A 14,361-nucleotide genomic window follows, 5' to 3' on the forward strand; every position below is an offset into this window, starting at 1 on the left:
CGCGATGAGCGAGATTGAGACCGCGCGCCTGCCCGCCGGCCGTGTCGAGCTTCACGACGCGCGGCGCAGCATCCGACGCGCGGTCGACCTCGAGCCCTTCGAGATCGCCCGGTTCCCGCTCACGCAGGCGGAACTCGGCGAGCTGCTGGGGGAGACCGCGCAGCACCCCCGACGGCCGGCGACGCACATCTCGTGGCTGCGGGCGGTGCGCGTGTGCAACGCGGCATCGGAGTGGGAGGGGCTGGATCCCGCCTATGCCGTCGACGGCGACGAGGTGACGTGGCACGTGGACTCCGACGGGTTCCGGCTGCCGACCGAGGCCGAATGGGAGTACGCCTGCCGAGCCGGATCGACCGGCGCGCACTACGGGCCGCTGGCCGAGGTGGCCTGGACGGCCGCCGACGGCTTGTCCGCTCCCCACGACGTCGGCGCGCGGCATCCGAACCTCTTCGGTCTGTTCGACACGCTCGGGAACGTCTGGGAGTGGTGCTGGGATCTGCTCGATCCCGCTCGCTACGGCGATTACCGGGTGTTCCGCGGCGGTGGCTTCGCCGACGACGCCCACAGCGTCCGCGCCGGAGCGCGACGCGGCGGCGGGCCGCGCATGCACCACGACGACGTCGGGATGCGGCTGGCCCGCGGCGGTTTCGACGCCGTCGACGCCGCGCAGGGATGGTCGGCCCGCGCGGATGCCGAACGCGGCGACCCGGACGGCCCGCTGCCGTCGGGATGGACGCCGCGCCGCTGACCGCCGGAGCCGCTCGGTCTCGATAACCTGTGGGTCATGGGGCCGGCTGGGGATGCCGCGGCGCGGTGGCGCGCACGCGAAGCGCTGATCGTCGTCGCGGGGGTGTCGGCGGTGATCGCCGTCATCGTGGGACTGCTTGCCGTGACGGTGCTGCCGCCGGTGCTGGCGAATCTGTCGGCCGAGGCCGTGGCGGACGAGACGACGGTGCCGATCGCCGATGACGGCACGGCCACGGTGCTCGTGCCCGCCGGCTGGGTGGTGCGACGTTCGCCGTTCGACGACACCCTGCGGCTGAGTTCCCCGGATGCGGGTCTCACCGTGTCGCTCGTCGCAGACGACGGCGATGCCGAGGAGGTGTCCGCCGAGGTCGCTGTCGCGTCGGACGCCGTCACCGAGAGGCTCGCGTCGGGGCTCGACGCGCGCCACGCGTTCCAGAACGGACGGTTCGTCGCGACGGTCGGCGACGGCGGAACCGCGACAGTGCTCGTGACGGCCGAGGCGTCGCCCGAGGCCGACCTGGACGACTACGTCACGGCTCTCGCGCTGATCCTCGACGGCATCCGCCTCGACGGGGTCCCCGCGTGAGGCGTCTCGCGGCCGGCGGCCTCGTGGCGGTTCTCGCTCTCACCGCGTGCGCCGTGCCGACCGACGTCGATTGGCGGCCGCCGACCTGGCCCGCCCCCCACGTGAGCGTCGTCGAGGTGCCCGCGCCGATCGAGGCCGCATCCGTGCCCGGGCTGGTGGGCGAGCGCATCCGCAACGACGACGTGCGCGTGCAATCGCGATGGATGCGCCTCCCCGGCGTTCCCGCCGTCGAAGAGGTGGCGCTGCCGGCGGTTCGCGCGGCGATCGACGGGCAGGAGGCGGCCACCGGCGACGTCTACAGCCCGCAGGTGTTCGACGCGGACGCCGGACTCGGCGATCGCGACTGCGTCACGGGATCCACCCTGCTGCCCGCGGCCGACGTGCTCGCCGATCCCGCCCTGGGCCCGGTCGGTGGGTCGGGGACGGCGGTGGTGTGCGACGTCGTCGTCGCCGCAGGCGCCATGATCGGACAGCGCATCCGCACGGTCACCGGAGCTTCCGGCGAGGTCACGGACGACGCGACGACCCTGCGCTACATCGACGTCGACGACGGCCGCCTCATCGCGCCGGCCGCGCTGTGGGCCGACGGCGCCGCGGATCGGCTGTGGGAGGACGTCGTCGACGCGATCCGTCGGGAGGCCGGTTCGCTGTCGCTGGCCCCGGTCACGCCCCCGGATGAGGAGGCGGTGGTGCTCCTGGACGCGGCGCTCGCGACCACCGTTCCCGCCGCCGACGGATCCCTGGTGGTGACGATCCCGGCGGGGTTCCGGGCCCCGGAACTGGAGGCGCTCGGGATCGCCGCGACGACCGATCCGGTCGCTGTCGCCGTCGCGCCGCCCCGGTCCGCCGAGCTCGTGAGCGGGACCGGTGCCGACCTCGTCTCCGCGGTGGTCGCGGCGGCGCCGTTCACCGCGCCGGCCGGGCCGCCCGAGGGTGCGCGCGAGGTCGACTGCGAGCTGCATCCCTGCGTGTCGCTGACCTACGACGACGGCCCGTCGCAGTGGACGTCGGCGATTCTCGACGCCGCGCGGGAGCACGACGCCGGGCTGACCTTCTTCGCCCTCGGGCAGAAGGCCGCGGGCTGGGCGGAAACGCTCTCGCGGGCGACCGCTGAGGGTCATCTCGTCGAGAACCACACCTGGAACCATCCTGATCTGACGACCCTGGAGCCGGAGGAGGTGCGCGCGCAGATCGGCGACACGACCGTCGCCCTGCGGACCGCCTCCGGAGAGGCCGTGCGCGCCTTCCGTCCGCCGTACGGGGAGTGGAACCGCGAGGTGCTGAAGGAGGCGGGCCTGCCCGCGATCCTGTGGGACGTCGACACCGAGGACTGGAAGCAGATCAGCGACGACGAGCTGCTGCGGCGCGCGGTCACGCAGCCGCGCCCGGGCTCGATCGTGCTGCAGCACGACATCCACGCCAACACCGGCCGCACCGTCGATGCGGTGATGTCGGGTCTGCGCGACCGCGGCTTCGTGCTGGTGACCGTGCAGCAGCTGTTCGGCGGTGCCTTCCCCGGCGGCGGCGCCTGGCAGTCCGCACGCTGAACCCCGCCCGCCACGCGTTTGGCTGACAGCGTGGCGAGAGCGCCGCGGCGTGCACGGAGCGCGCGTTCGGCGTGGGTAGGGTCGATGGCGCATGCATCGCCTCACCGTCGCCCTCCTCGCCGCCGTCGATTCCGCCGTCGCGGCGGCCGTCGGCGTGGCCGCCGTCTTCGCGCCGCTGACCCTGATCTGGGTGATCGGTCTGGCCGCGCCCGACTGGGGGGCGCTGTGGCCGGCGTCGGCGACGATCTGGCAGTTCGGTCACCTCGTGCCCGTCGACGTCGCGCTCACCGACGACTACCTGGTCGCCGCGGGTGTCGACGCCGACGCCTCGACGTTCACGCTGTCGCTCGCCCCGCTCGCCTTCGTCGTCTTCACCGCGCTGGCCGGTGCGCGCTCCGGGATTCGCGCCTCGCGGGCAGAGTCCTGGGCGACCGGGGCGATCACCGGTCTGCTCGTGTTCACCGCCGCGGCGGCGGCCGTCGCCCTGACCGGGGCGAACCCCGTCGCCGCGGTGGACCCCGTCATCGCGATCGCCGCGCCCGCGCTCGTCTACGCGGTGCCGTTGACCGTCGCCGCCGTCGTGACCGAGTGGCGCGAGTCGCCCGAGGGTCTGATCGCCGACCTGCGTGATCGGGCCGAGGGGGATTCGGCCGCGTGGAGCGAGGTCCCGGGGGAGATCGCACGCGGCGTCGCCGTGGTCATCACGGTGCTCGTCGGGGCTGGAGCGCTGATCGTGGCCGTGGCGATCACTCTCCGCATCGGCGAGATCCTGGCGCTGTTCCAATCCGCCCACGTCGACGCGCTCGGCGCGATCGTGCTCACCCTCGGGCAGCTCGCCTACCTCCCGACGCTCATCGTGTGGGGGCTCGCCTTCGTCGCCGGACCCGGCGTCGCACTCGGTGCCGGCGCCGCCGCGGCACCCGGAGGCACGACCGTGGGCGTGCTCCCGGGCATCCCCCTGCTCGGTGCCGTTCCCGACTCGACCAGCACGTGGCTGCTGATGCTCGTGCTCGTGCCGATCGCGGCCGGGGCCTTCGCCGGATGGGTGGCGCGATCGCGCCTGGCCGCCTCGGAGACCGAGGAGTGGGCGCCGCGCATCGTCACCGCGCTCGGCATCGCCGCCGGCGCCGCGGGGGTCGCCGCTGTGCTCTCCTGGGCGGCATCCGGATCACTCGGGCCCGGCCGGCTGACCGAGGTCGGCCCCGATCCCGGCGCAGTGGCTCTCGCGGTCGGGCTCGAGACCCTCGTCGGGGTGGCGATCCTGCTGCTGTCACCCCGCGGCGCCCGCGCCTGGATGGCGGGGGAGGAGCCCCGCGGGGAACGTGTCGCACCGCCGCTAGACTGACCGGGTGCTCTCGGTCGTCGTCCTCATCTCCGGTGCCGGGTCGAACCTTCGGGCTCTTCTCGACGCGGCGGCAGAGCCGGATTTCCCCGCACGCATCGTCGCCGTCGGCGCCGACCGTGAGGCCGACGGGTTCGCCCACGCCGAGGCCTACGGCATCCCGACCTTCCTCGTGCCCTGGGAGGAATACGCCTCCCGTGAGGAGTGGGGAGCCGAGCTCGGCTCCCACCTGGCGGTGTGGAAGCCCGACCTGGTCGTGCTCAGCGGACTCATGCGACTGCTGCCGGCATCCCTCGTCGACGAGTGGGCGCCGCGCCTGATCAACACCCACCCGGCGCACCTGCCCGAGTTCCCCGGCGCTCACGGCGTGCGCGATGCGCTCGCGGCCGGAGTCGACCGCACCGGTGCGAGCGTCATCGTCGTCGACAGCGGCGTGGACACCGGCCCCATCCTCGCCCAGGAGCGCGTCCCGGTCCTCCCCGGCGACGACGAGCACACCCTCCACGACCGCATCAAGCCGGTCGAGCGACGCCTCCTGATCGACGTGGTGCAGCGCATCGCGTCGGGAGAGCTCGACCTGTCCGCCGCAGCATCCACGACCTGACCACCGAACGAAGGAGTCCCATGGCCGGTCCCAGCCACGACCCGTACCTGTACCGCGACCGCGACGTCGTCCCGATTCGCCGAGCCCTGATCTCGGTGAGCGACAAGACCGGACTGCTGGAGCTCGCTCAGGCCCTCGCCGGGGCGGGTGTCGAGATCGTCTCGACCGGCTCGACCGCAGCGACCATCCGCGAGGCCGGGCACGACGTGACGGACGTCGCGGCGGTCACCGGGTTCCCCGAGTCGCTCGACGGGCGCGTGAAGACGCTCCACCCCGGCGTGCACGCGGGCCTCCTGGCGGACCTGCGGCTGGAGCACCACGAGGCGCAGCTGGCCGATCTCGGCATCCGGCCCTTCGACCTCGTCGTGGTCAATCTCTACCCGTTCGTGCAGACGGTCGCCTCCGGTGCCGAAGGCGACGCCGTCGTCGAGCAGATCGACATCGGCGGACCCGCGATGGTGCGCGCATCGGCCAAGAACTACGCGAACGTCGCCATCGTCGTCTCGCCCGAGTCCTACCCCGCCATCGTCGAGGCCGTCGGCTCCGGCGGGACGAGTCTGACGCAGCGCAAGGATCTCGCCGCGCGCGCCTTCGCGCACACCGCCGCCTACGACACCGCCGTCGCGACGTGGTTCGCCGAGGGCACGCTCGTGGAGGAGGAGCTGCCCGAGCACCTCACCATCAAGGCGGAGCGCCTGGAGACACTCCGCTACGGCGAGAACGCGCACCAGCGCGCCGCGATCTACTCCCGGGTCGGCGGTCACGGCATCGCGCAGGCGACGCAGCTGCAGGGCAAGGGCATGTCCTACAACAACTACATCGATGCGGATGCGGCGCTGCGCGCGGCCTTCGACATGATCAAGCCCGCCGTGGCGATCATCAAGCACGCGAACCCGTGCGGCATCGCCGTCGCGGCGCCGCAGGCCCTCGACCCGATCGCGAGCGCCCACCTGCGCGCGCACGAGTGCGACCCGGTGTCGGCCTTCGGCGGCGTCATCGCGGCCAACCGCACCGTGACGCTCAAGATGGCCGAGAACCTGCGCGACATCTTCACCGAGGTGATCGTGGCGCCCGACTTCGAGCCGGAAGCGCTGGAGGTCTTCGCGCTGAAGAAGAACCTTCGGGTGCTGCAGCTGCCCGCCGACTGGCGTCAGGAGAGCATGGATGTGCGCCTGGTGTCGGGTGGTCTGCTGCTCCAGGATGCCGACCGGTTCCCCGACGACATCGAGTCGGTGGCGAAAGACTGGGAGCTGGTCTCCGGCGAGCGTCCGAGCGACGAGGAGATGACGAACCTCATCTTCGCATGGAAGTCGTGCCGCGCGGTGAAGTCGAACGCCATCGTCCTGGCGAAGAACTCCGCGACCGTCGGCATCGGCATGGGGCAGGTGAACCGCGTCGACTCGTGCCGCCTCGCCGTCGAGCGGGCAGGCGACCGTGCGGCAGGGTCGATCGCCGCATCCGATGCGTTCTTCCCCTTCGCCGACGGGCCCCAGGTGCTCATCGACGCGGGCATCACGACGATCATCCAGCCGGGTGGATCCGTGCGCGATCAGGAGGTCGTCGATGCCGCCCGCGACGCCGGGGTGACGATGTTCTTCACCGGCGAGCGCCACTTCTTCCACTGACGCCCCGGGGATGTGCCGCCCCGGCACGCCCCGTCGTCCGCCGGCATCCCTGCCGCCCCGGCAGGCCCTGCCGCCCGCCGGCATCCCCACCTCATCACCATGTCCCCATTTCTGTCGCCATAGCGCTGCATACAGACAGAAATGGGGACATGCGTCATTCCGGCCGACCGGCATGTCCCCTTTTCTGTTGCCATAGCCACCCAGAAGGACAGAAATGGGGACATGGTGGTGCCAGGAGGGGGACATGCGGGGTCAGGAGGGGGTGGGGCGGCCGAACTCCTCGAGGAAGCGCAGCCACACCTCGCTGATCGTCGGATACGACGGCACGGCGTGCCACAGGCGGTCCACCGGCACCTCGCCGACGATCGCGATCGTCGCGGCGTGCAGCAGCTCGGCGACGTCGGGCCCGACGAACGTGGCACCGACGAGCACGCCGCGGTCGGTGTCGATCACAGCCCGCGCGGCACCCTGGTAGTCGTCGCTGTGCGTGGATGCGCCCGCGATCCAGCCGAGGTCGTAGTCGATGACGCGCACGGTCCGTCCGGCCTTCTCGGCGGCGGCCGCCGTGAGTCCGACGGAGGCGACCTCGGGATCGGTGAAGGTCACCTGCGGCACCGCGTCGTGGTCGGCCGTCGCCGCGTGCACTCCCCACGGAGCGTCGTCGACCGTCGCCCCGTGAGCGCGGGCGGCGATGACGTCACCCGCCGCGCGCGCCTGGTACTTGCCCTGGTGGGTGAGGAGGGCGCGGTGGTTGACGTCGCCGACGGCGTAGAGCCAGTCGAAGCCGTCGACCCGCAGCGTGTCGTCCGTCTCGAGCCACGAGTCCGGCTCCAGGCCGATCGCCTCGAGCCCCAGGTCGCCGGTGCGGGGGATGCGACCGGTGGCCACGAGCACCTGCTCGGCCGCGACGCGCGAGCCGTCCGAGAGCTCCAGTTCTGCGCCGACGTCGGTGCGACGGGCCGCGACGACCTCGGCGCCGGTGCGAACGGACGCACCCATGGCCCGGAGCGCCTCGGTCACCCGCTCGCCGGCGAAGGGCTCCATCCCGTTCAGCAGCGACGAGCGCGCGATGACGGTGACGTCGGTGCCGAAGCCCGCGTAGGCCGTGGCCATCTCGGCGCCGACGACCCCGCCGCCGAGCACCGCGAGACTGGCGGGGATCTGCTTCGCACTCGTCGCGTCGCGGCTCGTCCACGGCTCGATCTCCGCCAGGCCCGGGATCTCAGGGAGCAGCGCTGCGGATCCGGTGCAGACGGCGATCGCGTGGCGGGCCACGAGCGTCTCCTCGGTTCCGTCGGAGCCCGTCACCGTGAGGGTCTTCTCGCCCGAGAAGCGGGCGTGCCCGCGGACGAGGTCGATGCCGGCGCCGGAGAGCCACTCCACCTGGGAGGAATCGTTCCAGTCGTGCGTCATCGCGTCGCGGCGCCGAAGCACTCCGGCGACGTCGAGCTCGCCCGTGACCGCCTGCTTCGCACCGTCGACGGCCCGCGCCGCGCGCACCGCGGCGGCACTGCGCAGCAGCGCCTTCGAGGGCATGCACGCCCAGTACGAGCACTCGCCGCCGACGAGTTCGGCCTCCACGATCGCGGTGCTCATCCCGCCCTGCACCGCGCGGTCGGCGACGTTCTCGCCCACCGCTCCGGCTCCGATCACGATCACGTCGTATTCGCGTTCCGCCATGGCTGTCACGCTACCGCCGCGCCGCGTCGGCGCACAGCCCTTGCGCACCGTGCCGGTCGCATGTCACAGGTCCCTGCGGCCCCGTCAACCGCGCACCGCGATGGCCGATTTCCGCGAGTGTGCAGCGTTCGGGCGTGGCAGGGTGGAGGCATGAGCAGGCCGGCGACGAGCATCCCCGTGATGTCCTTCGACGAGCGGTATCGCGTCATCCGGTCCCGCGATCGTCGCTTCGACGGGCAGTTCGTCACCGCCGTGCGGTCCACGGGCATCTATTGCCGCCCGAGCTGCCCTGCGCGCACGCCGAAGGAGTCGAACGTGACCTTCTACGCCACGTCGGCGGCGGCGCACGAGGCGGGATTCCGCGCGTGCAAGCGCTGCCTCCCCGAGGCCGCGCCGGGCTCGCCGCAGTGGAACCTGCGGGGCGACGTGACCGGCCGGGCGATGCGTCTGATCGCCGACGGCGTCGTCGAACGTGAGGGCGTGCCGGGCCTCGCGCGCCGCCTCGGCTACTCGACGCGTCACCTCACGCGGCTCCTCACCGCCGAGCTCGGCGCCGGTCCCCTCGCGCTCAGTCGAGCGCACCGCGCGCACACGGCGCGCATGCTCCTCGTGGGCACCGACATGCCCGCCGCCGACGTCGCCTTCTCGGCGGGCTTCTCGAGCGTGCGACAGTTCAACGACACGGTGCGCGAGGTGTTCGGGATGCCGCCGCTCGACCTGCGCGCCCGTCGGCGTCGCACGCGCGCGGGCGAGCCGGTCGCGGGAGCGATCGATCTCGTGCTGCCCCACCGCGGACCGCTCGACGCCGCCGGACTCTTCGCGTGGATGTCCGCGCGCGCCGTCGTCGGCGTCGAAGTCGCCGACGACGCATCCTTCGCCCGCGCGTTGCGGCTTCCCGGAGGCGCGGCCTGGTTCCAGGTGCGCGTCGGCGCCGACGACCGCGTGCGCCTGCACGCACGTCTGGCACACCTCGGCGATCTGCCCGTGCTCGTCACGCGGGTGCGCCGGCTGTTCGACCTCGACGCCGATCCGCTCGCCGTCGACGAGGCCCTGGGGCGACACCCCGAGCTCGCTGGGCGGGTCGCGGCGCTTCCCGGCATCCGGGTTCCGGGCGCGGCGGACCCGCACGAGATGCTCATCCGGGCGATGGTGGGCCAGCAGATCACGGTGGCCGCCGCGCGCACGGCGCTCACCACGCTCACCGCGGCGCTGGGGGAGCGGGTGGCGCCCCACGCCGGCACCGACCGGCTGTTCCCCACGATGGCTGCGATCGCCGAGCACGGTCATGAGGTGCTGCGCGGGCCGGCCGCGCGCATCCGCGCCATCGCGGGAGCCGCCGCCGCACTCGCGTCGGGGGAGCTCGCCCTCGGGCCGGGCGACGACGCCTCCGAGCAGCGCGCGGCCCTGCTCGCCCGCCCCGGGATCGGACCGTGGACGGCCGACTACGTGCGCATGCGCGTGCTCGCCGACCCCGACATCGCCCTTCCCGGTGACGTCGCGGTGCGTGCGGGAGCGCGTGCGCTGGGCATCCCGTCCGATCCGAAGGGGTATGCCGCGTGGGCCGAGCGACTCGCGCCGTGGCGCAGCTACCTCACCGCGCACCTCTGGGCCGCCGCGCCGGCTTCGCGGCGCGCATCCGTACCGACCGACAGCCCGCTCCAGGAGGCATCATGACCGCCACGCTGCAGACCCTCGACACCCCGGACGGCGCCTTCACGATCCTCGCCGACGACGGAGGGCGCGTGATCGCATCCGGCTGGACCGCAGATGCCGAGACGATCCTCGCGCGGCTGCGGCCGGTCCAGCGCCCCACCGACGTGCGCACCGTGGCGGGCGAGAGCCCCGCATCCGATGCCGCGGTCGCCGCCGCTGCCTACTACGACGGCGACGTGCACGCGATCGATGCGGTGCCGGTGTCGCAGACCGGCACGACCCTGCAGCGCGCGGGATGGGCGGCGCTGCGCGGGATCGCGCCCGGCCGTCCGCTCACGTACACGGAATTCGCCGAGGCTCTCGGCTCTCCCAGTGCCGTGCGCGCCGCCGCGGCGATCTGCGCCCGCAACGCGCCGGCGCTGTTCGTTCCCTGCCACCGCGTGCTGCGCTCGGACGGGACACTCGGCGGCTTCGCGTGGGGACGGGACGTCAAGCGCAGCCTCCTCGCCCGCGAGGCCGTCGCCGGCTGATCGCCGCACTCCGTGCACGCGGCGCCGCGACCGGCGGTCGAAGGAAAGCGCTTGCGGACCTCGCGCCGATCCCGATATTCTGAACGGCTGTCGCCGATCGCGACATTCCCGTGAACCCTAGGAGGATGCCATGTCCCACGCCGCCGTTGTGAAGAGCGCATCCGTCCTCGTCGCCGGGTTCGGGATCCTTCCCGACCGCGCCCGCTGAGTCTCCTCGCGCGCGCCCGGTGCATTCCGGGCATCTTCTGTCCCGTCCGTGCGTTCTCCTGATCGCACGCCCTCCGATCTCTGCGCCATCCGGCGCCGCCCCACCGCTTCATCTGCGCGGTCCGCTCCACCACTCCCACAAGGATCATGACCACCACCGCTCCTGATCAGACCGATCCGACTCCGCACCGCCTCTCGACGCCGCGTGCGCTCGCGCGCCTCATCCCGTTCGCCAAGCCCGTCCTGCCGCGACTGGCGCTCGGCGCCGTGAGCGCTCTCGGCGCGAGCATCCTCGCCCTCATGATCCCGCTCATCCTCGAGGAGGTCGTGCGCGGCCCGATCGCCTCGGGCTCGACGGTTCTCATCGCGTGGGGAGCCGCCGCGATCCTCGGCCTCGGCCTGGCCGAGGCCCTCATGGTGTGGCTGCGGCGGTGGTTCGTGCTGGCACCGGCGACGCTCATGGAGTACGACATCCGGCAGACGTTCTACTCGCGTCTGCAGCGCCTGCCTGTCGCGTTCCACGACCGGTGGCAGTCGGGTCAGCTGCTCAGCCGCATGATGCAGGACATCAGCATGCTGCGTCGCTGGATCGCGTTCGGACTCGTGCTCCTCGTCGTGAACGTGCTGACGATCCTCGTCGGTGCGGCGCTGCTGTTCCGCTGGCACTGGGTGCTCGGCACGATCTTCCTCGTGACCTCGGCGCCGCTGTGGTATGCCGGGTACCGGTTCGAGAGGACCTACGGGGTGCTCGCACGGCAGAGCCAGGATCAGGCAGGCGACCTGGCGACGAGCGTGGAGGAGAGCGTCCACGGCATCCGGGTGCTCAAAGCATTCGGCCGCGGCTCGCACGCGCTCAAGAAGTTCACCCGTCAGGCCGAGACCCTCCGCGAGACCGAGCTCGACAAGGCGCGCGCGGTGGGGTGGATCTGGTTCTGGCTCGTGCTGCTGCCCGACATCGCGTTCGCGCTCTGCCTCGGCGCGGGAATCTACCTGGTCGCCCTGGGGCAGCTCGGCGTCGGGGAGCTGGTGGCATTCTTCGCGATGACGACCATCCTGCGGTGGCCGGTCGAGTCGATCGGGTTCCTGTTCTCGTTCCTGCTGGATGCGCGCACCGCGACCGACCGCATCTTCGAGGTCTTCGACGAGCAGAACCCCATCGTCGACCCCGCCGCGCCCACGACGATCGCCGCGCCGCGCGGTGAGCTCGCCTTCGAGGGCGTCCACTTCCGGTATCAGGATGCGCGGGAGAGCGAGCGCGACCTGCTCGACGGCGTCGACCTCGTGCTGCGTCCGGGGGAGACGATGGCCCTCGTCGGCCTGACCGGTTCGGGGAAGACGACCCTCACGACGCTTCCCGGGCGCCTGTACGACGTCACCGCGGGGCGTGTCACCGTCGACGGCGTCGACGTGCGCGACCTCACGCTCGCGGAGCTGCGCACGCACGTGGGCATGGCGTTCGAGGACGCCACCCTGTTCTCGCAGACCGTGCGGGAGAACGTGCTGCTGGGGCGCGAAGACCTCGAGCCGGGCAGCGAGGAGGCCGAGCGCATCCTGCGCGAAGCGCTGCAGGTGGCGCAGGCGCACTTCGTCGACGATCTGCCGAACGGCGTGGACACCGTGATCGGCGAGGAGGGCCTGAGCCTGTCCGGCGGGCAGCGTCAGCGTCTCGCGCTGGCCCGCGCCGTTGCCGCACGGCCGTCGATCCTCGTGCTCGACGACCCGCTGTCCGCCCTCGACGTCGACACCGAGGCGCTCGTGGAGGATGCGCTGCGCGAGGTGCTGCACGACACCACGGCGATGATCGTCGCGCACCGCCCGTCGACGGTGATGCTCGCCGATCGGGTCGCCCTGCTCGAGGCCGGAAAGGTCACCGCGGTCGGGGCGCACTCCGATCTGCTGCGCGAGAGCGCCCACTACCGGCATGTGATCTCGAGCCTCGAAGACGACGAAGCGCGTGCGCGCGAGACGGAGGTGAACCTGTGAGCACCGGCATCATCGGAACCCGCGGCGAGGACCGCTCCGATTACACCCGCGAGGAGAGCCGGGCGATCCGGCGGCGCTCGCTGCGCCTGCTCGGCTCGCTCGTGAGCACCCTTCGCTGGCAGCTCGTGCTGGCCGCAGCCGTGCTCATCGTGTCGACGGTGCTGCGCGTGGCCGGCCCCGCTCTGATCACCTACGGCATCAACACGGCCCTCCCCGCAGCCGTCGATCGGATGGATTGGATGCCGACGGTGGGTGTCGTCGCCGTCTACCTGCTCACGGCGTTCGGAGGTGCCGGTCTCGTCGGCTGGTACGCCGTCGTCGCGGCGCGGCTGACCCAGGCGATCATGCTCGACCTGCGCAAGCGGATCTTCCTGCACACCCAGCGCCTGAGCCTGGAGTTCCACGAGTCCTACACCTCCGGCCGCATCATCTCGCGGCAGACGAGTGACCTCGACACCATCCGCGAGCTGCTCGACGGCGGTCTCAACGAGCTCGTCTCGGGGCTCCTCTACGGCGTGTTCACGCTCGCCGCGCTGCTGCTGCTCGATTGGCAGTCCGGCGTCATCATCGTGCTGATGGGCATCCCCCTCTTCTTCCTCATGCGGTGGTTCTACCTGCGCTCCCAGCTGGTCTACCGGGAGTCGCGTGTGATCAGCGCCCAGGTGATCGTGAAGTTCGTCGAGACGATGACGGGTGTGCGGGCGGTGAAGGCGTTCCGAAAGGAGCCGCGCAACGACGACGAGTTCGGCGGCCTCGCGATGCGGTACCGCGACGTCAACATGCGCTCGATCCGCCTCTTCGGCACGTTCGAGCCGGGACTCATGGCCATCGCGTCGGTGTCGCTCGCCCTCATCGTCTTCTGGGGCGGCGTGCGCGTGGCCGAGGGTGCGATGGCGATCGGAACCCTCGTGGGGGCGGTCCTCTACGTTCGGAACTTCTTCTCGCCGCTGCAGGAGGTGGCGTTCTTCCTCAACTCCTACCAGTCGGCCACCGCCGCGCTCGAGAAGGTCTCGGGCGTGCTCGAGGAGGAGCCGACGGTGCCCGACCCGGCGAAGCCGGTCGACCTGTGGCGGGCGCGCGGTCACGTGCGCTTCGACGACGTGCGCTTCGGATACTCCGAGGACCGGGTGATCCTGCCCGACTTCACGCTGGACATCCCCGCCGGACAGACCATCGCGCTGGTGGGAACGACGGGTGCGGGCAAGTCGACCCTGGCCAAGCTCGTCTCGCGGTTCTACGACCCCACCCGCGGCGCCATCACCCTGGACGACGTCGACCTGCGTCAGCTGCATCCGAAAGACCTGCGACGGGCCATCGTCATGGTCACGCAGGAGGCGTACCTGTTCAGCGGCACGGTTGCCGACAACATCGCGCTGGGCAAGCCCGACGCGACGATCGAGGAGATCCAGGATGCCGCGCGCGCCGTCGGCGCGCACGAGTTCATCGAGGCGCTTCCCGACGGCTACGCGACCGATGTGAACAAGCGCGGCGGCCGGGTGTCGGCGGGGCAGCGGCAGCTGATCTCGTTCGCCCGGGCGTTCCTGGCGAATCCGGCCGTGCTCATCCTCGACGAGGCGACCGCCTCGCTCGACATCCCGAGCGAGCGTCTGATCCAGGAGGCGCTCCAGACCCTGCTCGCGGATCGCACCGCGATCATCATCGCGCACCGGCTGTCCACCGTCGCGATCGCGGACCGCGTGCTCGTCATGGAGCACGGACGCATCATCGAGGATGACGCTCCCGCGGCCCTGATCGCCGGTGACGGCAAGTTCGCTCAGCTCCACAGTGCTTGGCAGCAGTCCCTGGTCTGACGCCCAGGGACGCCGGGCTTGGCAGCAGTCCCTGGTCTGATGCCCA

The 14,361-nt window shown here is 72.0% G+C and carries 11 protein-coding genes; 10 read left to right on the top strand and 1 reads right to left on the bottom strand.

The features are described from left to right. Nucleotides 1–4 precede the first annotated feature (4 nt). From ACGG9C_RS01795 to purH, 6 genes are all read left to right on the top strand, one after another. Nucleotides 5–748, top strand: a complete 744-nt coding sequence (locus ACGG9C_RS01795; RefSeq protein ID WP_194383618.1) for an SUMF1/EgtB/PvdO family nonheme iron enzyme — start codon at nt 5–7, stop codon at nt 746–748. A gap of 36 nt (nt 749–784) precedes the next feature. Beyond that, entirely contained in the window at nt 785–1,333 is a 549-nt protein-coding gene (locus ACGG9C_RS01800; RefSeq protein WP_194383617.1) for a hypothetical protein, read from the top strand. Further along, nucleotides 1,330–2,880, top strand: coding sequence for a polysaccharide deacetylase family protein (locus ACGG9C_RS01805; RefSeq protein ID WP_194383616.1), 1,551 nt, complete (start codon nt 1,330–1,332; stop codon nt 2,878–2,880). Before ACGG9C_RS01800 ends, ACGG9C_RS01805 begins: the two co-directional genes overlap by 4 nt. Before the next feature lie 91 nt (nt 2,881–2,971). Next, nucleotides 2,972–4,225 (top strand): DUF6350 family protein, encoded by a 1,254-nt coding sequence (locus tag ACGG9C_RS01810; RefSeq protein ID WP_194383615.1) that lies wholly within the window; start codon nt 2,972–2,974, stop codon nt 4,223–4,225. A 4-nt stretch (nt 4,226–4,229) separates the two neighbouring features. Continuing rightward, nucleotides 4,230–4,826: a phosphoribosylglycinamide formyltransferase gene (gene purN, locus ACGG9C_RS01815; protein WP_194383614.1), complete on the top strand. Its 597-nt coding sequence runs from the start codon at nt 4,230–4,232 to the stop codon at nt 4,824–4,826. A gap of 20 nt (nt 4,827–4,846) precedes the next feature. Beyond that, a complete protein-coding gene (gene purH / locus ACGG9C_RS01820; protein WP_390178150.1) occupies nt 4,847–6,451 on the top strand; it encodes a bifunctional phosphoribosylaminoimidazolecarboxamide formyltransferase/IMP cyclohydrolase in 1,605 nt (534 codons plus the stop codon). A 252-nt stretch (nt 6,452–6,703) separates the two neighbouring features. Here purH and ACGG9C_RS01825 read toward each other — a convergent pair whose 3' ends face one another. Next, nucleotides 6,704–8,131 (bottom strand): dihydrolipoyl dehydrogenase family protein, encoded by a 1,428-nt coding sequence (locus ACGG9C_RS01825; RefSeq protein ID WP_390178151.1) that lies wholly within the window; start codon nt 8,129–8,131, stop codon nt 6,704–6,706. A 150-nt stretch (nt 8,132–8,281) separates the two neighbouring features. On the opposite strand from ACGG9C_RS01825, the gene ACGG9C_RS01830 reads away from it, so the two are divergent. The 4 genes from ACGG9C_RS01830 (at nt 8,282) to ACGG9C_RS01845 (ending at nt 14,315) form a co-directional block, all read left to right on the top strand. After that, complete coding sequence (locus ACGG9C_RS01830) at nt 8,282–9,805, top strand: AlkA N-terminal domain-containing protein (protein ID WP_390178152.1); 1,524 nt, start codon at nt 8,282–8,284, stop codon at nt 9,803–9,805. Next, a complete protein-coding gene (locus tag ACGG9C_RS01835) occupies nt 9,802–10,314 on the top strand; it encodes a methylated-DNA--[protein]-cysteine S-methyltransferase (RefSeq protein WP_071044617.1) in 513 nt (170 codons plus the stop codon). The genes ACGG9C_RS01830 and ACGG9C_RS01835 overlap by 4 nt, the downstream gene beginning before the upstream one ends. A 354-nt stretch (nt 10,315–10,668) precedes the next feature. After that, complete coding sequence (locus ACGG9C_RS01840; RefSeq protein ID WP_390178153.1) at nt 10,669–12,504, top strand: ABC transporter ATP-binding protein; 1,836 nt, start codon at nt 10,669–10,671, stop codon at nt 12,502–12,504. Further along, nucleotides 12,501–14,315, top strand: coding sequence for an ABC transporter ATP-binding protein (locus ACGG9C_RS01845; protein WP_194383610.1), 1,815 nt, complete (start codon nt 12,501–12,503; stop codon nt 14,313–14,315). The genes ACGG9C_RS01840 and ACGG9C_RS01845 overlap by 4 nt, the downstream gene beginning before the upstream one ends. The last annotated feature ends 46 nt before the right edge of the window (nt 14,316–14,361 follow it).

This window comes from Microbacterium sp. MTN4-26 (assembly GCF_042846595.1).
Classification (GTDB): Bacteria; Actinomycetota; Actinomycetes; order Actinomycetales; family Microbacteriaceae; genus Microbacterium; species Microbacterium luteum.